Origin of the sequence: Streptomyces sp. NPDC020917 (genome assembly GCF_044333795.1) — a bacterium.
Taxonomy (GTDB): Bacteria; Actinomycetota; Actinomycetes; order Streptomycetales; family Streptomycetaceae; genus Actinacidiphila.
On the sequence record NZ_JBIRRR010000005.1, the window covers coordinates 372,387 to 393,546 of the forward strand.

Here is a 21,160-nt window from a genome sequence, read left to right on the forward strand (position 1 = left end):
TCACAACTCCCCCCAACCCGGCGGAGTTCCCGGTGGACGCCAGGGAATTCACCGCCACTTCCCCGCCGCCGTGCCCGCCCCCGCCCGAGGTGGCGGTCGCCGGTGCCCGCCCCCAGGTCAGACGGGGTCGTCGGCGGGCAGGTGGGCGATCAGACCGGCCGCCTCCTCGCGGCAGGAGACGGCCTCCGGCGTGTCGATCCCCTCGTACTCGGCGGTGGCCGCCTCGGCGCTCCTGCGGGCCTCGGGCAGCCGGTCGAGCGCGGACTCCAGGCGGGCGGCCAGCAGCAGCGCGGCCGCCCGGTCGTCGCGCCCGGCCGGGCCCAGCGGCGCCAGGACCCCGCCGGCCCGGCCCACCAGGGCCAGGGCCGCGTCGTAGGCGGGCCGCGGGTCCTCCTGGGCGGCGGTGCGGATCACCATCTCCGCCGTCTGGCGGTAGGTGTCGGCCAGCGCCAGGCCCATGTCGACGGCGTCCGGCCCGTCGTCCGCCGCTTCCAGCGACTCGCGGGCGCACAGCAGCGCACCGGTCATGTAGGCATGGGCGGCCGGGAGTCCGCCGCGGCCGTCCGCCAGCTCGATCCAGGCGCGCGCCCGCAGCGTCCTGACGACCGCCAGCGCGGCCTGCTGGGGTTCGCCGGTGCCGGCCGCCGGCAGCTCCCCGACGGCGCGCCACAGCTCCTCGGCGCGGGCGTACGCCTGCACCGCCTCGTCGTGCAGGCCGGCCCGGTTCAGCGCGTCGGCGGCGAGGTTGGCCAGCATGGCGTGGTCGTGCGGGTCGTCCCAGCCCTCGGCGACCCGGGCGGCCAGCAGGAACTGCTCCGCGGCCTCGCGGCACTCGCCGAGATCGAGCTGGCACTCGGCGAGCCACCAGCGCGCCTGGACGTACTCCCCTTCATCGTGGGCGAGTTCGAGGTCCGGCATGACGGACTCCAGGACCGAGGCGGCCTCCTCGGCGCGGCCCAGCCGGCGCAGGGCGCCGCCGAGGCGGAGCCGGGCGCTGGCCCCGAGTCCCTCGCTGTCCCCCGCGTCGTCGGCCCACTGCGCGGCCTCCAGGGCCTGCCGCACCACCGCGTCGTCCTCGCCGAGGACGGCGTGCCCCTGGGTGGCGATCATGTGCAGGTGGGCGCGGTGCGGGGCCTTGAGGACCTCGCCGCCGTGGCCGAGCGCGGCGAGCGCCCAGCGGGCGGCGCCCGCCGGATCGTCCTGCCGCAGGGCCAGTTCGGCGAGCGCGGCCTCGGGCTCGACGGCGTACCAGGGCTGTTCGGCCTCCAGGTGGAGGGCAACGGCCCGGGTGAGCAGGGCGATCGCCTCGGGGCCGTCGCCCCGGCCGGCGGCCAGCCGCCCGAGCAGGATCGCGGCGTCAGCCATCCGCCCGGCCACGCCCGGCTCCGTGCGGTGCCGGGCGCCGAGCACCAGTACCTCCTCGGCCTGCGCGGCGACGGCGGCCAGGGCGTCGTCCCGCCGCTCGGGGTCGCCGGCCTGCTGGAGCAGGATGCGGCAGCGCATCAGGATCGCCCCGAGGTGCTGCCTGGGGGTGGCCCGGTCGAGGACCAGCAGCCGCTCCAGCCGGGCGCACTGCTCGTCGGCGGCCTCCAGCGCGGCGTCGGCGGTGCTGCCGCTCATCGCCCGGGCGTAGGCGGCGCGCACCTGGCACGCGGCGGCCTCGCCGAGGTCGCCCTCGGCCTCGAACTGCTCGGCTGCGGCCCGGAAGAGCGCGAGGGCCCGCTCGGGTTCGCCGATCGCGGCCATGGCCGCGTAGTCGGCGATCTCGGCGCGGGCGAGCGCGTCGGGCGCCGTGCCGGTGCGGTCCGCGGCGGCCTCGACGGCCGCCCAGGCCGCCTGGGCGCGGGGGTGCCCGGCCTCGCTCAGCCGCCGCGCTTCGGCGACCAGCGCGGGCACGTCGTCGGCGGTGGATCCGGCGCCGTCGGCGGAGGCCGTCCGTGCGTCGGCGGTCGCGGCAGCGTGCGGGGGCGCGGCGGATCCGGCGGCCGGGTCCGGGGTTTCGGCCGCCTGGCGGGGCGGGGCGCTCCCGTCGAGGACGGCGGGGCCGGACAGCGGCGCGGCCCGCAGGCCCAGCGGGAGCCGGGCGGTGAACGGCTGCTGGGCCATGCGGGCGCGCACGCCCTCCGACACGGCCGTGCTGCCGTTGCGGGTGTCGAAGCGCGCGGCGAGGTCGAGGGCGCGCCCGGTGGCGTGACGGTGCAGCCGGGCGGCGGTCCAGGCCTCCGCGCCGGGTCCGGGGACCGGCTGGTCGGCGTGCCCGAGGGCGACGATGCGGCCGGTGAGCAGCGCGGTGACGGCCATGTGGTCCATCAGGCTGTCGGGGTCGCCGGTGGTGGTGAAGTGGGCCGGCTGCGCGGCCAGGATCTCCAGGCCGCGCGGCTCGTTGCCGGTGAGGGCGCAGAACTCCACGTGCCGGGCGACGGCCGAGCGCATGCTCTCCATGGACCGCACCATGCGGTAGCCGCGCAGGTGGTGCGCGCGGGCGGTGTCGCCGCGGCCCAGGCGCAGCAGGGGGAGCAGCGAGGAGGCGAGCACGGCGTGCGGTTCGTGCGCGCAGTGCAGTGCGCCGTCGAGCACCGGCTGCCAGCTGGCGAGCGCCTCCTCGTCGCGTTCCCGGCCGGCCTGCCAGCTGCCGCTCAGGTGCAGTTCGCACGCCTGGCAGTCGGTCATCTCGTCGCGGTCGGCGGACTGCCAGGCGGCGTAGGCGCGTTCGGCGCGGGCCGTGTCGCCGATGTGCCGGGCGATCCTGAACTCGCCCTGCCGCACGGCGCGTTCGGAGTGCCCGGCGAGGCGGTAGCGGTGCTCCATCTCGGCCTGCCACTTCTCGATGGCGGCGAGCGGGATGTGCGGCTGGTCGAGCATGCCGCTGGAGACCCACTTGAAGTACCAGTGCAGGCTGTGGGACGCGAACTCGTCGAAGTCGGCCGGGTTCTCGTCCCACATCCGGAGCGCCTTGGCGAACGGCACGAACTTCTTGTCGGACTCGGAGCTGTAGTTGTAGGCGGTGAGCAGGTTGAACAGGGCCTCGATCAGCAGCGGCCGGTCGCCGGTGCGCTCGGCCTCCTCGGCCAGGCGTTCGGCGTGGGCGTTGCGGGCGGGGCCCTCGCACTCGGCGCGGTTCTCCTCCAGCGCCTGGCGGAGGGCGTCGGCGTCGCGGGCGGGCGTGCTCATCGGCCCTCCTCCCGGTCGCCGTCGGGGTGGGTGGCCCACTGGAGCAGGTCCAGGAAGGCGCGGTTGAGCAGCGCGGAGTCGGCGGGGCGCAGCGGGCGCTGGGCCCGCAGCAGCGCCTGGCCGTACAGCGCCTCGACCGCGGTGCCGACGAGTTCCCGGGTGGGCAGGGTGCTGATCGTGCGGATCAGCGGGTTGAGGTGGTTGAGTACCAGCCGGGCGCGGGGCGCGCTGCTGCGCAGGCTGCCGAGGATGCCGGCCCACAGGTCGTCCGCCTGCTCCTGCTCGTCCTCGCGGGCCCGTTCGTGCCTGGCCGAGCGGTCGTCCAGGTGGAGGGCGGGGACGGACAGGGGGTGGAAGGTGCGCAGCGCGACGTCGCAGCCGAGCGGGTCGAGGGTGGCGCGCGCGGTGCTGAGGAAGCCGGCCAGCGCGAGCTCCTCGCCGGGCTCGACGGTGTCCAGGTGCGCGGTGACGGTGTCCGCGTCGAGTTCGGCGACCGGGGTGCCGGGCAGCACCAGCGGCAGCTGCTCGACGAGTTCGGCGTCGTAGGTGTAGCCGCCGTTGACCACGCCCATGCCCTGGGCGCCGGCGATCGCCGCGACCTGGCGGAACTCCTCGACGGTGCGGGTGAAGTGGACGGTGGGGTGGCGGCGGGCGAACTCCTCCAGCGACATCCGGCCGTCGGTGGTCTCGAACGGCAGCCAGGGCAGCATCACCCGCAGCAGGTCGGGGTCGTGCCGGGCGAGCGTCTTGACGCCGAGGTGGTGCACGCCGAGGAACCGCGCGAGGCGGTCGGGCTCTGCGGCGGCGAGCCGGGTGATCCAGCCGCGGATGCGGTCGCCGAGCGCGTCGCGGACCGCGGCCAGGGTCTCGTCGGCGTACAGCGTCTCCCGGGAGGCGGTGGGGCGCAGGGTGTCGGTGTCGATGACGCAGCGGACGAAGAAGGCCCAGTCCGGCAGGAGTTCGTCGGCCCGGTCGGTGAGCAGCATGCCCTTGAGGTGCACCCGGTGCCCGGCGCGCTGGGCGGGGCTCACCGCGGAGGGCAGTACGAAGGCCACGCCGCGGACGCCGGCGAGCGGCACGTCGAGGTCGATGGTGTCGAGCGGTACGAACCCGAAGCGTTCCCGGCAGTAGCGGGCGAGTTCGGCGGCGCGGGCGGCGGCGCCGGGGTGGCTGCGCTCCCAGACCGGCGGCCGGTCGGTGACGACCTCCCCGTCGACGCGGACGTCGTAGGGGAGCAGGGAGCCGAAGTCCCGTGCCAGCGCCGCGACCCGCTCGCCGGTGAACCACTCGGCGGCGCCCGGCCGTGCGGTGAGGTGCACGGTGGTGCCCGGTTCGGTGCGGGCGTCGGCGGGCAGGGTGCGCACCGTGTAGGAGCCGTCGTCGCGGGCGGTCCACTCCACCGGCGGGGCGTCGGGGGTGCGTGCCGAGCGGCTGACTACCCGCACGGTGCCGGCGACGACGAAGCAGGCGAGCAGCCCGATGCCGAACTGGCCGAGGAAGTCGCTGCGGGCGCTCTCCACGGACTGCCGTTTGGAGCTGCGCCCGATGGTGGCGAGCAGGTCGTGCACGTCCGCCTCGGTGAGGCCGACGCCGCTGTCCTCCACCCGCAACCCGCCGGGGACGGTGTGCAGATGGACGCGGCAGGGCGCGTCCGGATCCTGCGCCCTGCGCGCGGTGACCGCGTCGACGCCGTTCTGCAGCAGTTCCCGCAGATAGACCTTCGGACTGGAGTAGAGGTGGTGGGAGAGCAGGTCCACCAGACCGCGGAGGTCGACCTGGAAGGTGTGCGGAGTCTGTTCTGCAGTCATCGTCGCTGCGCCGTCGTGGTGCCGGGGGCGGCGCGGGGTCGGGCGGCACGGGCCGCGGAGATCAGGTCGGGCCATCGTAGGGGCCGCGGGGCGCTGTTGACCATGGCGCCCCCGGCCGCCGGCCCTGCGCGGGCCGCACCGCCGGGGCACCCGGCGGACCGCGGGGCGGCCTAAGGGGGGCATAAAGGTTGAAAGCCCAAGTTAACCGAAACGCCCGGTCCTTTACCGTCTGGTCACGGAACGTTCGTGATCGCGCAACACGGCTTCGTCATCGTACTTGTATGCCTCACACGCCAGCAGCGCAGACCCGTTCCCGCCACCGCCGCTGGGGCCGCGACCTCGTGGAGGTCGCCGCCGTGTTCACGGCCATGGCGGCCGCCGACTTCGCCGCGGACCTGGTCGGCCACGGGCCCGACGGCCGCATGCTGCTGGCCGGTTCGGCCGCGGCCCTGCTCTCAGCGGCCGGCGTCCACACCTGGTGGGCGCATCGCAACGGCCGCGCACACGACGCGGGGAGCCCGCAGGATGCCGCACCGCAGGTCGGCACGGAGGGCGGCGACGAGGAGTACGCGCTGTGGCGGATGCGCACCACCGTGGCGGACGCGCCGGGCAGCCTGGGCCGGGTGTGCACGGCGCTTGCGGCCAGCCGGGTCGACATCGTCACCCTGCAGACCCACCCGCTGGGCGAGGGCACCGTGGACGAGTTCCTGCTGCGGGCCCCGTCCGCGCTGCCGGCCGCCGCCCTGGTGCTGACCGTCGCCGACGCGGGCGGCACCGACACCTGGCTGGAGCGGGCTGACGCCCACGATCTGGTGGACGCGCCGACCCGGATGCTGGCCCTGGCCACCCGCACCGCCCTGGACGCCGCCGAACTGCCGCTGGCGCTGCGCCGGTTGTTCGGCCGCTGCACCATCAGGTCCACGCCGCCGGTGCCGGGCGGGGAACCCCCGGAGGACGCCCTGGAGGCCACCGAGATGCGGCTGCGCGACCCGTCGGGCGGCACCATCACCGTGCGGCGCGACTACCTGCCGTTCACCCCCACCGAGTTCGCCCGCGCCCGCGCCCTGGTCGAGCTGGACGCCCGGCTCGGCGTGCGGATGCCGGCTGTCCGCAACGTCGTGACCCTGCCCGAGGGCAACGAGATCACGGTGCGCCGCGCGGGCCCGGAGGACCGGGCCGCCGCGCTCGCGATGCACGAGCGGTGCTCCCCCGCGACGCTGGCCATGCGCTACCACGGCCCGGCCGCCGACGCCGACCGCTACCTGACGCATCTGCTGGGCCCGCGGTTCGGCCGGTCGCTGGCCGTGGAGACCGCCTCGGGGCGGCTGGTGGCCCTCGGCCACCTGCTGTGGGACGGCGAAGAGAACGAGGTCGCGCTGCTCGTCGAGGACGCCTGGCAGCGGCGCGGCATCGGCGCCGCGCTGCTGCGCCGGCTCGTCGAACTCGCCGCGGAGGCCGGCCGGGAGTCGGTCTACGCGGTCACCACGTCGGGCAACACCGGGATGGTGGCGGCCATGCGCGAGCTCGGCCTGCCGCTGGACTACCAGGTCGAGGACGCCACGCTGGTGATCACCGCGTCCCTGCCGCGGGCGGAGGGCGCCGACACACCGTCGGTCGACGCCCTGCCCTGGGTCACGAGCCGCCGGCGTTGATCCGCCCGGCCGGGCCTGCCGCCTCCCGCGCGGGCGCACCGGCCGCGGCGGCGCCCAGCGCGGCGTCCAGGTCCTGCCACAGGTCCTCGACGTCCTCAAGGCCGACCGACATCCGCAGCAGCCGGTCGCTGATCCCGCCGCGCCGCCGGTCCTCGGCGCCGACGATGCGGTGGCTGATCGAGGCCGGATGCTGGATGAGGGTGTCGACGCTGCCCAGGCTCACCGCCGGGGTGATCAGCCGCACGGCGCGGATCACCTCGTGTGGGTCGCCCAGCACCTCGAACGACACCATCGCCCCGCCGATGCGCGGGTAGTACACCGCGCCCACCCGGGGGTCGGCCGCCAGCCGGGCCGCCAGGTCGGCGGCGGTGGCGGACGCGGCACGCATCCGCACCGGGAGCGTGGCCAGTCCCCGCAGCAGCAGGTATCCGGCGAGCGGGTGCAGCACGCCGCCGGTGGCGAAGCGCACCTGGCGCAGCTGCCGGGCGAACTCCTCGTCGCAGGCCACCACGCCGCCGAGCACGTCGCCGTGCCCGCCGAGGTACTTCGTCGCGCTGTGCAGCACGATCCGCGCGCCGGCCTCGGCCGGCCGCTGCAGCACGGGCGTGGCGAAGGTGTTGTCGGCCAGCAGCGGCACCGCGCCGCAGGAGTGGGCGACGGCCCGCAGGTCGAGTTCGGCGAGCGTGGGGTTGGCGGGGGTCTCGACCATGACCAGGCCGGTGTCGGGGCGGATCGCGTCGGCGATGCCGGCCGGGTCGGTCCAGGTGACCTCGGTGCCCAGCAGTCCGGCGGTCAGCAGGTGGTCGCTGCACCCGTACAGCGGCCGGACGGCCACGACGTGCCGCAGCCCCGCCGCCGACCTGGCCAGCAGGCAGGCGCTGAGCGCGGCCATCCCGCTGGCGAAGGCGACCGCCGCCTCGGTGCCCTCCAGCCGCGCCAGCGCGGTCTCGAAGCGGGCGGTGGTCGGGTTGTCGAGCCGTCCGTAGATCGGCGGTCCGGCCGGCTGCGCGCCGGTCGCGGCGAAGGCGTCGATCCGGGCCGCCTCGCCCCGGCTGTCGTGCGACGGGTAGGTGGTGGACAGGTCCAGCGGTACGGCGTGCACGCCCAGGTCCGCGAGGTCCTCGCGTCCGGCGTGCACGGCCTCGGTGGCGAGGGCCTGTTCGGGGCCCCGCGGGGTTGCGCGCTGATACGTCTGCATGCGTCCAGGCTGAACGTCCACCGGCTCTGGCCGGGAGAACTCCGTGCTACGTTCGGCCGATGACCGATTCCGTCGCACTCGATCCGGTCGATCTGCACATACTCCGCCTGCTGCAGAACGATGCCCGGACGACGTACCGCGACCTGGCCGCCGCGGTCGGCGTGGCGCCGTCGACCTGCCTGGACCGGGTGGCCCGGCTGCGCCGCAGCGGGGTGATCCTCGGCCACGAACTGCGCCTGGACCCGGCGAAGCTGGGCCGCGGCCTGGAGGCGCTGCTGCTGGTGCAGGTGCGGCCGCACCGCAGGGATCTGGTCGGCCCGTTCGTGGACCGGCTCCGCGAGCTGCCGGAGTCGCGCGCCCTGTTCCATCTGACCGGCCCGGACGACTTCCTGGTGCACGTGGCCGTGACCGGCACCGCGGACCTCCAGCGGCTGGTGCTGGACGAGTTCACCGCCCGCCCCGAGGTGGCCCGGGTGGAGACCCGGCTGATCTTCCAGCAGTGGGAGTGCGGCCCCCTGATGCCGCCGGCGTGACGTTCGTCGGGATTTCGCGTGACGCGTAAGGAACACGGCACTTTTTGGTGGTGACGCGAGGGCCCTCGCCGTACCAGGATGGGCCGCATGTCCACTACTACCAGCAGCCCGCTGCCCCGCGAGGTCGCCGACGGCTACGTCGACGCACTCCTCGAACTCGACCCGCTGCTCGGCACCTACCTCGGCGTGCCCGGCAGCGCCCGCCGCCTGCCGGACTTCTCACCGTCCGGCGCGGACGCCCGCGCCGCCCTGGCCCGCACCACGCTGGCCGGGCTGTCCGAGGCCGAGGCGCTGTCCGGGGCGGAGAGCGACGCCGAGCGGCGCTGCGCGCGGCTGCTGCGCGAACGCCTGACCGCGGAACTCGCCGTGCACGAGGCGGACGAGCACCTGCGCGCGGTCAGCAACCTCAACTCCCCGGCGCACGCCGTCCGCGAGGTGTTCACGCTGATGCCGAACGCCACCGCGGAGGACTACGCGGACATCGCCGCCCGCCTGCGGGCGGTGCCGGCCGCCCTCGACGGCTACCGGGCGTCGCTGGCCGAGGGCCTGGCCCGGAACCTGCCGGCCGGCCCGCGCCAGGTGGAGACCGTCGTCGGCCAGGTCACCGAGTGGGTCGGCGACGGCGCCGGCGGCAGCTGGTTCGCCGGGCTGGTCGCGGACGGCCCGCAGGAGCAGCGGGCGGACCTGGACGCGGCGGCGGCCGACGCGACCGCGGCGTTCACCGCGCTGCGCGACTGGCTCAAGGACACCTACGCACCGGCCGTCGCGGGCGCGCCCGACACCGTCGGCCGCGAGCGCTACGCGCTGTGGACCCGGCTGTGGAACGGCACCGACCTGGACCTCGACGAGGCGTACGACTACGGCTGGTCGGAGTTCCACCGGCTGCACACGGAGATGGTCGCCGAGGCGGGCAAGATCCTGCCGGACGCGACGCCGTGGGAGGTGCTGCGGCACCTGGACGAGCACGGGCAGGCCGTCGAGGGCGTCGAGGAGGTGCGCGCCTGGCTCCAGGCGCTGATGGACGAGGCCATCGAGGCGCTGGACGGCACCCACTTCGAACTGGCCGACCGGGTCAAGCGGGTGGAGTCCCGGATCGCCCCGCCCGGCGGCGCCGCGGCCCCGTACTACACCGCGCCCTCGGAGGACTTCAGCCGGCCGGGCCGCACCTGGCTGCCCACCATGGGCAAGACCCGCTTCCCGATCTTCGACCTGGTGTCCACCTGGTACCACGAGGGCGTTCCCGGCCACCACCTGCAGCTCGCGCAGTGGGCGCACGTCGCCGAGACCCTCTCCCGCTACCAGGCGACGGTCGGCATGGTCAGCGCCAACGCGGAGGGCTGGGCGCTGTACGCGGAGCGGCTGATGGACGAACTGGGCTTCCTCACCGACCCCGAGCGGCGGCTGGGCTACCTGGACGCGCAGATGATGCGGGCCAACCGCGTCATCGTCGACATCGGCATGCACCTGCAGCTGGAGATCCCCGCGGACTCCCCGTTCCACCCCGGCGAGCGCTGGACCCCTGAGCTGGCCCGGGAGTTCTTCGGCAGGCACAGCGGACGCCCGGCCGCCTTCGTCGACAGCGAGCTGATCCGCTACCTGGGCATGCCCGGCCAGGCGATCGGCTACAAGCTGGGCGAGCGGGCCTGGCTGACCGGCCGCGCGGCGGCCAGGGCCGCGCACGGCGACGCGTTCGACGCCAAGGCGTGGCACATGGCCGCGCTGTCCCTGGGGTCGCTGGGACTGGACGACCTGGTCGCCGAGATCTCCGCGCTGTAGGGCGCCCCGGCCACCGGTGGGACCCGGGAGCGCGTACTCCCGGCCCCACCGGAACCGGCCGCCGTGCCGGGCCGTTACCCTGCTGCCTCCGGCGCGCGCCGGACGCTGTGACGACAAGGCGGTACGCACCGATGACCCTGCACGCTTCCCAAGACGGCGGACGGCTGGTGCTGACGCAGGGGCGGTTGGTCCTGCGCGAGCAACTGCCGGACGACGCCGCCCAGCTGGCCGACGGCAAGCCCGCCTCGCTGGTGTGGATCGACGGGGTCCCGGGCGACGGCACGACGGGCGCGGCGTCCATGACGGTCGCCGCGGCCGGCGCCGGCGTGTACCGGCCCGGCTGGGGCCTGTTCGCGGTCATACGCGCCGAGGACGGGGTGGCCGTCGGCGGCGCGGGCTTCCACGGCCCGCCGGACCGCGGCGCCGTGGAGATCGGCTACGACCTGTCCGTCTCGGCGCGCGGCGCGGGGTGGGCCACGGACGCCGCCCGCGTCCTGTGCCAGTGGGCCCTCGCCCAGCCCGAGGTGATCGTGGTGCTGGCCACCACCGAACCCGGCAACGGCGCCTCGCAGGCGGTCCTGGAGCGCGTCGGGTTCGCCCGGGTCGCCGACCGCGGCGAGTTGTGGGCCTACGAGCTGACGTCGCCGCCGGCCTGAGCGGTCAGCAGCCGCAGTCGGCGATGCCGACGGGCGCGGTGAGCGGGTCGGCGTCGCGCCGCGCGGCGCCGCCGGCCGTCTCGTGGGCGAATCCCTCGCGGATCCAGTACTCCATGCCGCCGAGCATCTCCTTGACCTGGTAGCCCAGGACCGCCAGGGCGAGGGCGGCGCGGGTCGCGCCGTTGCAGGCCGGGCCCCAGCAGTGGACGACGACCGGGCGGTCGCGGTCGAGCAGCAGGCCGGCCTGCTGCGGGATCAGCGCGGTGGGCAGGTGGAGCGCGCCCGGGATGTGGCCCTGGTCCCAGGCGGCGGTGCTGCGGGTGTCGACGAGCGTGAACCCGGGGTCACGGCCGGCCGCGAGCGCCGCGGCCACGTCGGAGACGTCGGTGTGGAAGGCGAGGCTGGCGGCGAAGTACGCGGCGGCCTCCGCGGGGGTGGCGGGCGGGACCCGCAGCACCGGGTTGCCGGTGGGTGCCGTGGTCCCGGCGGGCGCGCCGTTCCCGGCGGGCTCCGGCGCGTTGCTCCCGGTGTGCGCCGGTCCGTCGGCGCCGGGCGGGATCGGGCAGGTGGCGGCGGTGAGCTGCTGCTGTGCTGTCATGCCGGGAAATCTACGGCGGCCGGCCCCCGCATTGAATGGGCATTCCCCGGGGCTCGTGTTGCTCCGCCGGGGATTCACCTGCTATCCCTCGGGCATGACCGTGTTTTCCCTGGACGCCACCGACTGGCGCCTGCTGGAGGCCCTGCAGCGCGACGGACGGGCGAGTTACGCCGAACTGGCCCGTACCGTCGCGATGTCGCCGAGCGCGGTGACCGAGCGGGTGCGGCGACTGGAGGAGGCGGGGGTGATCACCGGTTACACCGCCGTCGTCGACCACGAGCGGATCGGGCTGCCGGTGCTGGCGCTGGTCAGGCTCCGCTACCCCACCGGCAACTACAAGCCGTTCCACGACCTGCTGGCGACCACGCCCGAGGTGCTGGAGGCCCATCATGTGACCGGCGACGACTGCTTCGTGCTGAAGGTGGCGGCGCGCTCCATGCGGCACCTGGAGGAGATCACCGGGCGGATCGGCGGGCTAGGCTCGGTCACCACGAGCGTGGTCTACTCCTCGCCGCTGGAACGGCGGCCGCTGGTGCTGTGAACGACCGTGGGGACGCGCCTGTGAACGGCCCTGTGACGGGCCGGTGAACGACCGCGTTCACGGCGCGGGCGCGGCAGCCTGCTCGTGGTCCTGGTCCTGGTCCGGCACGGCACGGCCGCCCCCGGCGGCGCGCAGCCGGATCGTGGAGCCGTTCCTGCCCTTGTCGACGCGGAGTTGGGCGGGGATGCGGTGGCGCAGGTCCGCGACGTGGCTGACGATGCCGACGGCGCGGTCGCGTTCGCGCAGGCCGTCGAGCACGTCGAGCACCTCGTCGAGGGTCTGGTCGTCCAGGCTGCCGAACCCCTCGTCGATGAAGAGGGTGTCCAGCCGGGTGCCGCCGGACTCGTCGGTCACCACGTCGGCCAGGCCGAGCGCCAGGGCGAGGGAGGCGAAGAACGTCTCGCCGCCGGAGAGGGTGGCGGTGTCGCGTTCGGTGCCGGTCCAGGCGTCCACGACGACCAGGCCGAGGCCGGAGCGGGCGCGCCCGGAGCCGCGGGCGTCGGAGTGGACGAGCGTGTAGCGGCCCGCGGACATCCGCTGCAGGCGCACGCCGGCCGCGGCGGCCACCTGTTCCAGCCGGGCGGCCAGCACGTAGGTCTCCAGGCCCATCCGGTACCGGTTGTCCGCGGACGTGCCGGCGGCCAGTTCGGCCAGCCGCCGGATCCGCTCGTGGGCGGCGCGCGCCGGGGCCAGCGCGCGGATGCGGGTGGTGGCGGTGGCGCTGAGCCGGTCGAGTTCCGTGCAGCGGTCCCGTGCGGCGGACGCGGTGGCGGCCGCGTGCTGCAGCCGGCGGTTGGCCGCGTCCAGGGCGGCCTGCGCGGCAACGGGATCCGCCGCCGGGCGTGTTGCGGCGGCGGCCGGTTCCGGGGCGGCCAACTCGGCCTCCAGCGCGGCCTCTTCCTTCGCCCATGCCGCGGTCTGCCGTTCGGCGTCCCAGAGCCGGGACTGCGGCATGAGGGCCGCCGACGCCTCGGCGGGCGTGGCGAATCCGGCGCGGGCGGCGGCCCCGGTGAGGGCGGCGTCGGCCTCGGCGAGCCGTGCCGCGGCCTCCCCGCGGCCCCTGACGGCCCGCTCGGCCCGCTCCAGCAGCGAGATGCGGGCGGCCAGGCTCGCGCGGCGCGCGGCGACGCTGGCGTGGCCCGCCCGGGCCCTGGCCAACTCGCCGCTCAACCGCTGGTGCTGCTCGTCGAGTTCCTCCCTGCGGGAGGTGCGGGCCGCGCTGCGGCTGGCGGCCTCCTGCCGCCGGGCGGCGTGCTCGTCGCGTTCTGCCTCGGCGCGGCCGAGCGCGGAGCGCGCCTGCCCGGCGTCGGCGGCCTGTGCGGCGGCGGCCGCATGGGCCTCGGCCGACCGGTCGTGCGCGGCGCCGAGTTCGGCGAGCGGCGTCTCGCCTGCGGCGGCGACGGCGGCGTCGCGGGCAGCTGCCAGGCGCTGGGCGGCGTCGCGGGCCCGCTCGTAACGGGCGGTCTCCGCCTGGAAGCCGGCGTAGGCCGCGTCCTCGTCCGCCCGGCTGACGTGGTGTGCGGTGGCGCGGGCCGGGGCGGGGTGCTCCTCGGCGCCGCAGACGCGGCAGGGCGCGCCGTCGACCAGGTCCGCCGCCAGCTCGGCGGCGATACCGGAGATCCGGGACTCGCGCAGGTCCTGCCATGCCTCGCGGGAGGTCGCCGCGCGGTCGCGGGCGTCGCGGGCGCCGTCCTCGGCCGCCGCCAACTCGCGTGTGAGCCGGTCGCGTTCGGCTGCGGCGTCCATCCGCCGGCGGGCGGCCGCGGTGTCCGCGGCGAGTTCGGCCGCGCGGGCCGCACCCTCCATGGCGGTGTCGACGCGGGCCTGCAGTCCGGCGCGCAGCCGCGGCCAGCTCTCCAGCCACGCGCGGGCCTCCCGGACGGCGTCCTCGTCCTCGCCCTCTTCCCGCTCCAGCAGGTCGCGCCGCGCCGTGATCTCCGCGAGCCGCGCCTCGCTCTCCGATGCGGCCCCCAGCCCTCCGAGCACCTCGCGCAGCTCACCCGCCCGCTGCGCCAGCGCCTCCGCCCGCGCCACGCTCGCCGGGTCCACGACCGAGATCGCCCCCCGTCGCGCCCTTCCGGCAGCCGCACTCCCCCCACGCCCGCCCAACAGGCCGTCCGCAGTGTCCCGTTCCTCGTCCGGCACCTCCGCGCGCGGCGCACCGACCGGGCCCGTGGCCGAGTCCGCCCCGGCAGCCGCACTCCCCCCACGCCCGCCCAACAGACCGTCCGCAGTGTCCCGTTCCTCGCCCGCCACCTCCGCCCGCGGCGCACCGACCGGGCCCGTGGCCGTCGCCCCTCGCCGGGCCGCCCCGGGACCCGCACTCCGCCCACGCCCGCCCAACAGGCCGTCCGCGGCATCCCGTTCCTCGCCCACCACCTCCGCACGCGGCGCTGCGTGTCCGTCGGCCGGGTCGGCGGTTCGTGCGTGCGGCACGCCGGCCGCTGGACCGCCGGTCGCCGGACCGCAGCCGGACTCGGCCGCCTCCTTCCGGGCTCCGGAGGTGGGGGCCTGCTCGGGCGCGCTCGGGGTGATCGGGTCTCCCGGGGGGCCGGCGGTGCGGGCCGCCGGGAGAGTGGGGGGCAACGCGTCCGCGGTCGTCGCCAGTTCGGCAAGGACGCGGGACTCGAGGGCCGCGGCCTCGGCGTGCTGGGTGGCGGCCTTGTCGCGCAGGGAGAGGGCGGGTTCGACGGTGGCGGCGCGGTGCGCGGCGTCGAGGGCGGCTCGGGCCCTGGCGCGGGCGGGGAGGTGCCCGGCGAGCGCGGCGGCGCGTGCGGTCGCCTCGCGGTGGCGGCGCTGGAGGGCGTGCAGGTCGCGGGCCGCGGAGTGCGCCGCTGCGGCACGGCCGTGGTCGGCCTCGGCCGCCGCGGCGGCGAGGGCCGCGATGGTGGCGTGCTCGCGCGCGTCGCACCGCAGCCCGGCGGCCCATTCCAGCAGGGCCTCGGGCGTGTCCTGCTCGGTGTCGGCAGCGGCGTCGGAGCGGTCCGCGCGATCCGGGGGACCCGCGAGAACCGGGCGATCCGGGATTCCACTGCGATCCGCCGTGCCGCTGCGGCCGGAGCCGTCCGCACGGTACCCCGCGGCCTGCCGCAACGCCGCGCCGAGCTGGAGCAGTTCCTCGTCGCTGCGGGCGAGTTGCTGCGCGGCCTGCTGCCGGCGGTCCCGCAGCCACGCCTCCACCGAGGTGAACCGCCGGGTGTCGAAGAGCCGCCCGAGCAGCGCGCCGCGCTCCGTCGCGCTCGCCCGCAGGAAGGTCGCGAACTCGCCCTGGGGCAGCAGCACCACCTGGCAGAACTGCTCGCAGCTCATGCCGAGCAGCTGCTTGACCTCCTCGCCGATCTCCTGGTGCGAGGTGGACAGCCCGCGCCATTCGCCACGGGACAGCTCCCGCAGCAGGGTGACCGGCTTGTCCATGGTCGTGCCGGTCCCTCGCCGCTTCGCGCGCGGCTGCTCGGGCCTGCGGGTGATCTCCAACCGCCGTCCGCCGACGGTGAGTTCGAGGACGACCTCGGTGGGCGTGCCGGGCGCGGCGTGGTCGCTGCGCAGCCGGTTGGCGGGCCGGGCGCCCGGCACCTGGCCGTAGAGCGCGAAGCACACGGCGTCCAGCACGGACGTCTTGCCGGCGCCGGTGGGCCCGTGGAGCAGGAACAGGCCGGCGGAGGACAGCTCGTCGAAGTCGACGCTCTGGGCGCCCGCGAACGGCCCGAACGCGCTGATGTCCAGGCGGTGCAGCCGCATCAGCGGGCCTCCTTGCGTACCGCGTCGGCGCCGACCGCGTCGAACGCGTCCTGGAGCAGGGCGCTTTCGCCGGCGTCGGGCCCCTCGCCGCGCACGTGGGCCACGAAGTCCTCCGCGATCTGCCGGTCGGTGCGGCCGCGCAACCGCTGGGCGTAGGAGGCGAGCCGGTCCTCCTCGGTGCGCTCGGGCTCGAAGACGAGGCTGAGGACGTGCGGGAAGCGCCGGGCGAGCGCGGCCATCGGCTCGTGGGGGCGGGCCGGGTCGGTGAGCGTCGCCTCGATCCAGGAGCCGGTGTGCGCTTCCAGCGCGGGGTCGTCCAGCAGGTCCGCCAGCCGACCGCGCAGCCGCGCCAGGGGCCGCGGCACGGGGGTGTCGACGCGCTCGGCCGCGACCGCGCCGCCGCCGTCGAGGGTGACCAGCCACATGCTCTTGCGGTGGTGCTCCTCGGAGAAGGAGTAGGCCAGCGGCGATCCGGAGTAGCGGATGCGCTCGGCGACGGTCTGGCAGCCGTGCAGGTGGCCGAGGGCCACGTAGTCGACGCCGTCGAAGAGTTCGGGCGGCACGGCGGCCACTCCCCCGGCGGTGATGTCGCGTTCGCTGTCGCAGGCCGCGCCGCCGGTGACGAAGGCGTGGGCCAGGACGACGCTGCGGGTCCCGGCCGGCCGGGCGGCCAGGTCCGCGCGCACCCGGTCCATCGCGGCTCCCAGCACCGCGACGTGGTCGGCGCGTTCGGCGGCGAACTCCTCGCGGACCAGCACGGGTTCGAGGTACGGCAGGCCGTAGAGCGCGACGTCGCCGTGCTCGTGCGACAGCACGACCGGCCGGTGGCAGGTCGCCGGGTCGGTGCGCAGGTGGATGCCGGCGCGCCCGATGAGGCCGGCGCCGACACCGAGGCGCCGCGCCGAGTCGTGGTTGCCGGAGATCATCACGGTGGGGACGCCCAGGTCGGCGAGCCGGTGCAGCGCGTCGTCGAAGAGTTCGACGGCGGCGAGCGGTGGCACGGCCCGGTCGTAGACGTCGCCGGCGACGAGGACGGCGTCGACGTCCGCACTGCGCACGGTGGCCACGAGGTGGTCCAGGAACGCCCGTTGCGCGTCGAGCAGGCTCACCCGGTGGAAGGACCGCCCGAGGTGCCAGTCCGAGGTGTGCAGGAAGCGCATGGTCTCCAGAGACTAGCGCCCCCGTCCGGCCGCCCGTGCAGGGACCCGCGGGAGTCACCCGCGCGTGCCCGCAGGGGGCGGCGCGGGAGTGCGAGCAGGATCTCCACGGCGCCGCGGCCGGGGATCTCCATCCGCCACATGGGGGACCGCAAGGCCCGGCGCGACACCTTCCGAGCAGGACGTTTGACAATAGGCAGGCAAACACCTGCATAATCGAAGGGTGAGCTTCGAGGCGCAGGAGATGGACGCGGTGTTCAAGGCGCTGGCCGACCCCACGAGGCGGCTGCTCCTGGACCGGCTGCGCGAGCAGAACGGCCAGACCCTGCGGGAACTGTGCGACCGCCTCGGCATGACGCGGCAGTCGGCGACCCAGCACCTCGACGTCCTCGGACGCGCCAACCTCGTGACGGTCGTGCGGCGCGGTCGGGAGCGGCTCCACTACCTCAACCCGGTGCCGATCCAGGAGATCGACGCCCGCTGGATCGCGGGGTTCGACCGGCCCCGCCTGCACCTGCTCAGTGCCATCAAGAACCAGGCGGAGGAGTACGCCATGACCGACTCGTCGACTTCAGTGCCGGACTACGTCTACGTCACCTACATCCGTGCGAGCGCCGAGCAGGTGTGGCGGGCCCTGACGGACGCCGATCTGACGGCCCGCTTCTGGGGGCACCGCAACCTCTCGGACTGGCAGCCGGGTTCACGCTGGGAGCACCACCGCGCCGACGACTCGGGCGTGGTCGACGGCGTCGGGACGGTGCTCGCCGCCGAACCCCCGACGCGCCTGGTCATCACGTTCGAGGACCGGCCGGAGGCCGAGCTGCAGCGGGAGCCGTCGGTGGTCACCTTCCTGGTCGAGCCGCACCAGGACATCGTCCGCCTGACCGTGACCCACGAGAAGCTGCCCAACCTGGAGATGTTCGGCGGTATCTCGCAGGGCTGGCCGGCCGTGCTGGCCAACCTCAAGTCGCTGCTGGAGACGGGCGAGGTGCTGCCGCAGGCGCCGTGGGAGATGTCGTCCGCGCACTCCTGACCGGACCGCCGCATTCAACCGAGAGGAAGGCCACCGATGGACCCGATGGACACCGCACCGCTCGGGACCGCGTACCGCACGCTGCTGGACGCCGCCGCCACGGTGGCCGGCGCCGGCGCGCCCGGACCGGTCCCCCCGCCCGGCGAATGGGACGCCGACCACATCCTGGCCCACGTCTCCGTCCTCACCGCGACCACGCTCGTGACGGTGTCGACCGTCGCCTCGGGAGCCGGCGCCACCTATGACAACCGCGGCGCGCTCGACGAGTGGAACCTCGACCGCACGATCGCGCGGGCCGGCGGCGGCGAGGGCCTGCCGGAACGCATCCGCCGCCAGGCAGAGGCGCTGTGCGCCGCGGGCGCGGCGCTCAGCGAGCCCGAACTCGACACGCCGGTACCGACCCTCCTGCTGTCCCACGGCGCCCTGATGCTCGACCGTCCCATGCCCCTCCGCGACCTCCTCACCGGCCTCGCCGAAGCCGAACTCCCCGGCCACACGACCCAGTTGCTCTCCCTGCTCCCCCAGGAAGCATCAGCCCGCCCTGGGGCCTGACGGAGGTCAGGGGGTGGAGGGGTGGACGTCGACGTAGTCGGTGCCGTCGGTGGTGAGGAGGGCGGTGCCGGACGTGCTGTCGGCGAGCCAGGAGCGGAACGCGGGGACCTCGGGCTCGGGGATGCCGAGGTGGAAGGTGACCTCGGCGCCATAGGAGACGTCGCGGACCGGGTGGCCCGCCGCCCGCAGGTCGTTCTCCAGCCGGCCGGCCCGCTGGTGGTCGGCGGTCACCGTGACCAGAGCAAGGCGGCGGCGCTCGATGGTGCCGATCTCGTCCAGGGCGGCGGAGACCGCCCCGCCGTAGGCGCGGGCCAGGCCGCCGGCGCCGAGCTGGATGCCGCCGTAGTAGCGGGTGACGACCGCGACGGTGTCCCGCACCTCGCGGCCGAGCAGCACCTGCAGCATGGGCGTGCCGGCGGTGCCGCCGGGCTCGCCGTCGTCGCTCGCGCGGTGCAGCCGGCCGTCCGGCCCGATGACGTACGCGAAGCAGTTGTGGCTGGCCGACTGGTGCTCCTTGCGCACGCGGCGCACGAACTCCTGGGCCGCCTCCTCGCTCCCGGCGGGCGCCAGCGCGCACAGGAAGCGCGAGCGCTTGATCTCGCTCTCGTGGACGCCCGCGCGCGCCACCGTCAGATACCGGTCGACCATCCGTTCAGCCTAACGCCAGGGGAATGGCCCGGCGCCGGGCGGCGTTCGTGCAGGTAGGAGCGCAGGACGAGGACGACGTGCGGCCTGGCGGCCGCACGGAGGGCAGGAGGACGGCGTGTCAGGCGTGGACGGCATCGAGGGCAGCGACGGCAACCAGCAGGACCGTGGGGACCAGGGCGGCACGACCGGCTGGGAGCCGCAGGACGACAGGGAAGCGGTGCGCCGGATCCTCACCGCGACCGGCGACACGTGGGCCGTGGTGGGGCTGTCCGGCAACACCCGCCGCGCGGCTTACGGCGTCGCGGCGGTGCTCCAGCGCTACGGCAAGCGGATCGTGCCGGTGCACCCCAAGGCCGAGACGGTGCACGGCGAGCAGGGGTACGCCTCCCTCGCGGACATCCCGTTCCCGGTGGACGTGGTGGACGTGTTCGTCAACTCCGGCCTGGCCGGCGGGGTCGCCGACGAGGCGGTGGCGATCGGCGCCAAGGCGGTCTGGTTCCAGCTCGGGGTGGTCGACGAGGCCGCGTACGCGCGCACCCGCGCGGCCGGGCTGGACATGGTGATGGACCACTGCCCGGCCATCGAGATACCTCTGCTGGACTGAGCGCGCTCAAGGTCCCGGGCCTCGGGCGTCGATCCTCAGATGCCGAGCCCCTCCAGCAGCGCCGCGCCCGGCAGCGCGGCAAGGGTCTTCCCGGGGACGATCAGCTTGCCGCGGCGGGCGCCGCTGCCGATCACCAGGTAGGGCGTGGCGGCGACCGCCGGGTCGATCAGCAGCGGCCAGTGCGCGGGCAGGCCGACGGGCGTGATGCCGCCGTACTCCATGCCCGTCTCCCCCACCGCGGTGTCCATCGGGGCGAACGACGCCTTGCGCACGCCCAGGTGCTTGCGGACGGCGTTGTTGACGTCGACCCGGGTCGTGGACAGCACCAGGCAGGCCGCCAGGGTGATGTCCTGGCCGCGCTTGCCCGCGACCACGACGCAGTTGGCTGACTGGTCGACCAGTTCGGGACCGTACGCGGCGACGAAGTCGGCGGTGTCGGCCTTGGCGGGGTCGGTGTCGACGAAGACCATGTCCGGGGTCACGGCGGCGGCGACGGTTGCGGGGAGCAGGTCGCGGACGTCGGTGGCGGGGTGGGCTTCCTCGAAGTTCCCGATGGGTGCGCGCATGCCGGGAACCTAACAAAGTCAGCGGGGGTGGCCGCCACGCGGCCTCAACTGCGCTCGTCGATCCCCTCGTTGACCGGCTCGTGCTGCGGGCCCGGCACGGCGCCCGGCGGGGGGCCCTGCAGCACCTCGGTCAGCCGTGCGCCGAGCTGCTCGTCCAGCGTGCGCAGCGCGACGAGCTGGTCGGGCGTGACGTCGTCGGGGATGGGCACGGGTGCCGGGGTGCGCAGGGGCGGCTGCCAGCCGGTCTCCGGCTCCCAGCGGCGGACGATCCGGGCCGGGGCGCCGGCCACCACCGCGAAGTCCGGCACGTCGCCGCGGACCACCGCGCCCGCGGCGACGACGACGTTCCTGCCGAGCCGGGCGCCGGGCAGGATCACGCAGCCGGAACCGAGCCAGCTGCCCGCGCCGATCTCGACCGGCGCGGTGCGCGGCCACTGCTTGCCGACGGGTTGCGCGGTGTCGTCGTAGGAGTGGTTGTCGCTGGTGACGTAGACGTACGGCCCGCAGTACACGTCGTTGCCGAAGACGACGGGCACGGACGCGACGACGTGGCTGCCGCGGCCGAGGACCACGCCGTTGCCCAGCCGCAGGATCGGCTCGGGGCCGAGGTCCAGCCCGGGCATCATGCCCGCGGTCAGCGTGACCTGCTCGCCGATGATGCAGTAGTCGCCGAGGTGGATCCACGGCTCGCCGAAGACGGTGCCCTGGGGGAAGGCCAGCCGGGTGCCGTGCCCGATCGCCCCGAAGCGGTACGGGCCGGGGCGCGCCGCGGTGACCGCGCCGGCGCTCTGCAGCCGCCGCCAGCCGGCGTGCACGAGGCGCGAGGCCACCCGGTGGCGCCAGGCGCCGGCCCGGGCGGCCGCGGAAAAGAACACGTTCTCGTTCTTCGGCACGAGCCCACCGTATACGGTGCCGGGAGCGCAGCGGCC

Annotated in this window: 17 protein-coding genes; 8 read left to right on the forward strand and 9 right to left on the reverse strand. The window is 75.6% G+C overall.

The window, feature by feature from the left end:
* Nucleotides 1-117 precede the first annotated feature (117 nt).
* Nucleotides 118-3,171, reverse strand: a complete 3,054-nt coding sequence (locus ACH4TG_RS13955) for a tetratricopeptide repeat protein (protein ID WP_398242456.1) — start codon at nt 3,169-3,171, stop codon at nt 118-120.
* Nucleotides 3,168-4,979 carry an HSP90 family protein gene (locus ACH4TG_RS13960; protein WP_398242457.1) on the reverse strand — a complete coding sequence of 604 codons (1,812 nt, stop codon included), beginning with the start codon at nt 4,977-4,979 and terminating at the stop codon, nt 3,168-3,170. Before ACH4TG_RS13960 ends, ACH4TG_RS13955 begins: the two co-directional genes overlap by 4 nt.
* Before the next feature lie 281 nt (nt 4,980-5,260).
* Here ACH4TG_RS13960 and ACH4TG_RS13965 point away from each other — a divergent pair, with 281 nt between their 5' ends.
* Nucleotides 5,261-6,631, forward strand: a complete 1,371-nt coding sequence (locus ACH4TG_RS13965; protein WP_398242458.1) for a GNAT family N-acetyltransferase — start codon at nt 5,261-5,263, stop codon at nt 6,629-6,631.
* Here the strand turns inward: ACH4TG_RS13965 and ACH4TG_RS13970 are convergent.
* Complete coding sequence (locus tag ACH4TG_RS13970; protein WP_398242459.1) at nt 6,612-7,829, reverse strand: trans-sulfuration enzyme family protein; 1,218 nt, start codon at nt 7,827-7,829, stop codon at nt 6,612-6,614. The two genes, ACH4TG_RS13965 and ACH4TG_RS13970, sit on opposite strands and share 20 nt — an antisense overlap.
* Nucleotides 7,830-7,888: 59 nt before the next feature.
* On the opposite strand from ACH4TG_RS13970, the gene ACH4TG_RS13975 reads away from it, so the two are divergent.
* The 3 genes from ACH4TG_RS13975 to ACH4TG_RS13985 all read left to right on the forward strand — a co-directional run bounded on the left by ACH4TG_RS13975 (nt 7,889) and on the right by ACH4TG_RS13985 (nt 10,794).
* A complete protein-coding gene (locus ACH4TG_RS13975) occupies nt 7,889-8,362 on the forward strand; it encodes an Lrp/AsnC family transcriptional regulator (RefSeq protein ID WP_398242460.1) in 474 nt (157 codons plus the stop codon).
* 87 nt (nt 8,363-8,449) lie between these two features.
* Nucleotides 8,450-10,138, forward strand: coding sequence for a DUF885 domain-containing protein (locus ACH4TG_RS13980; protein WP_398242461.1), 1,689 nt, complete (start codon nt 8,450-8,452; stop codon nt 10,136-10,138).
* 131 nt (nt 10,139-10,269) lie between these two features.
* Nucleotides 10,270-10,794 carry a GNAT family N-acetyltransferase gene (locus ACH4TG_RS13985; RefSeq protein ID WP_398242462.1) on the forward strand — a complete coding sequence of 175 codons (525 nt, stop codon included), beginning with the start codon at nt 10,270-10,272 and terminating at the stop codon, nt 10,792-10,794.
* A gap of 4 nt (nt 10,795-10,798) precedes the next feature.
* On the opposite strand, the gene ACH4TG_RS13990 is transcribed toward ACH4TG_RS13985, so the two are convergent.
* Complete coding sequence (locus tag ACH4TG_RS13990) at nt 10,799-11,392, reverse strand: rhodanese-like domain-containing protein (RefSeq protein ID WP_398242463.1); 594 nt, start codon at nt 11,390-11,392, stop codon at nt 10,799-10,801.
* Nucleotides 11,393-11,486: 94 nt separating this feature from the next.
* Between ACH4TG_RS13990 and ACH4TG_RS13995 the strand changes: the two genes are divergently transcribed.
* Nucleotides 11,487-11,933, forward strand: coding sequence for an Lrp/AsnC family transcriptional regulator (locus ACH4TG_RS13995; protein ID WP_398242464.1), 447 nt, complete (start codon nt 11,487-11,489; stop codon nt 11,931-11,933).
* A gap of 57 nt (nt 11,934-11,990) precedes the next feature.
* On the opposite strand, the gene ACH4TG_RS14000 is transcribed toward ACH4TG_RS13995, so the two are convergent.
* Entirely contained in the window at nt 11,991-15,671 is a 3,681-nt protein-coding gene (locus tag ACH4TG_RS14000; protein WP_398242465.1) for an AAA family ATPase, read from the reverse strand.
* Complete coding sequence (locus tag ACH4TG_RS14005) at nt 15,671-16,831, reverse strand: exonuclease SbcCD subunit D (RefSeq protein WP_398242466.1); 1,161 nt, start codon at nt 16,829-16,831, stop codon at nt 15,671-15,673. The genes ACH4TG_RS14000 and ACH4TG_RS14005 overlap by 1 nt, the downstream gene beginning before the upstream one ends.
* Before the next feature lie 241 nt (nt 16,832-17,072).
* Here ACH4TG_RS14005 and ACH4TG_RS14010 point away from each other — a divergent pair, with 241 nt between their 5' ends.
* Both ACH4TG_RS14010 and ACH4TG_RS14015 read left to right on the forward strand, forming a co-directional pair.
* Complete coding sequence (locus ACH4TG_RS14010) at nt 17,073-17,861, forward strand: ArsR/SmtB family transcription factor (RefSeq protein WP_398242613.1); 789 nt, start codon at nt 17,073-17,075, stop codon at nt 17,859-17,861.
* Nucleotides 17,862-17,897: 36 nt separating this feature from the next.
* Complete coding sequence (locus tag ACH4TG_RS14015) at nt 17,898-18,413, forward strand: hypothetical protein (protein ID WP_398242467.1); 516 nt, start codon at nt 17,898-17,900, stop codon at nt 18,411-18,413.
* 6 nt (nt 18,414-18,419) lie between these two features.
* Here the strand turns inward: ACH4TG_RS14015 and ACH4TG_RS14020 are convergent, their stop codons facing one another.
* A complete protein-coding gene (locus ACH4TG_RS14020) occupies nt 18,420-19,061 on the reverse strand; it encodes a YigZ family protein (RefSeq protein ID WP_398242468.1) in 642 nt (213 codons plus the stop codon).
* A gap of 217 nt (nt 19,062-19,278) precedes the next feature.
* Between ACH4TG_RS14020 and ACH4TG_RS14025 the strand changes: the two genes are divergently transcribed.
* Entirely contained in the window at nt 19,279-19,665 is a 387-nt protein-coding gene (locus ACH4TG_RS14025) for a CoA-binding protein (RefSeq protein ID WP_398242614.1), read from the forward strand.
* Nucleotides 19,666-19,700: 35 nt separating this feature from the next.
* Here ACH4TG_RS14025 and ACH4TG_RS14030 read toward each other — a convergent pair whose 3' ends face one another.
* Both ACH4TG_RS14030 and ACH4TG_RS14035 read right to left on the reverse strand, forming a co-directional pair.
* Entirely contained in the window at nt 19,701-20,231 is a 531-nt protein-coding gene (locus ACH4TG_RS14030) for a YbaK/EbsC family protein (protein ID WP_398242469.1), read from the reverse strand.
* 44 nt (nt 20,232-20,275) lie between these two features.
* Nucleotides 20,276-21,124 (reverse strand): acyltransferase, encoded by an 849-nt coding sequence (locus tag ACH4TG_RS14035; RefSeq protein ID WP_398242470.1) that lies wholly within the window; start codon nt 21,122-21,124, stop codon nt 20,276-20,278.
* Between the last annotated feature and the right edge of the window lie 36 nt (nt 21,125-21,160).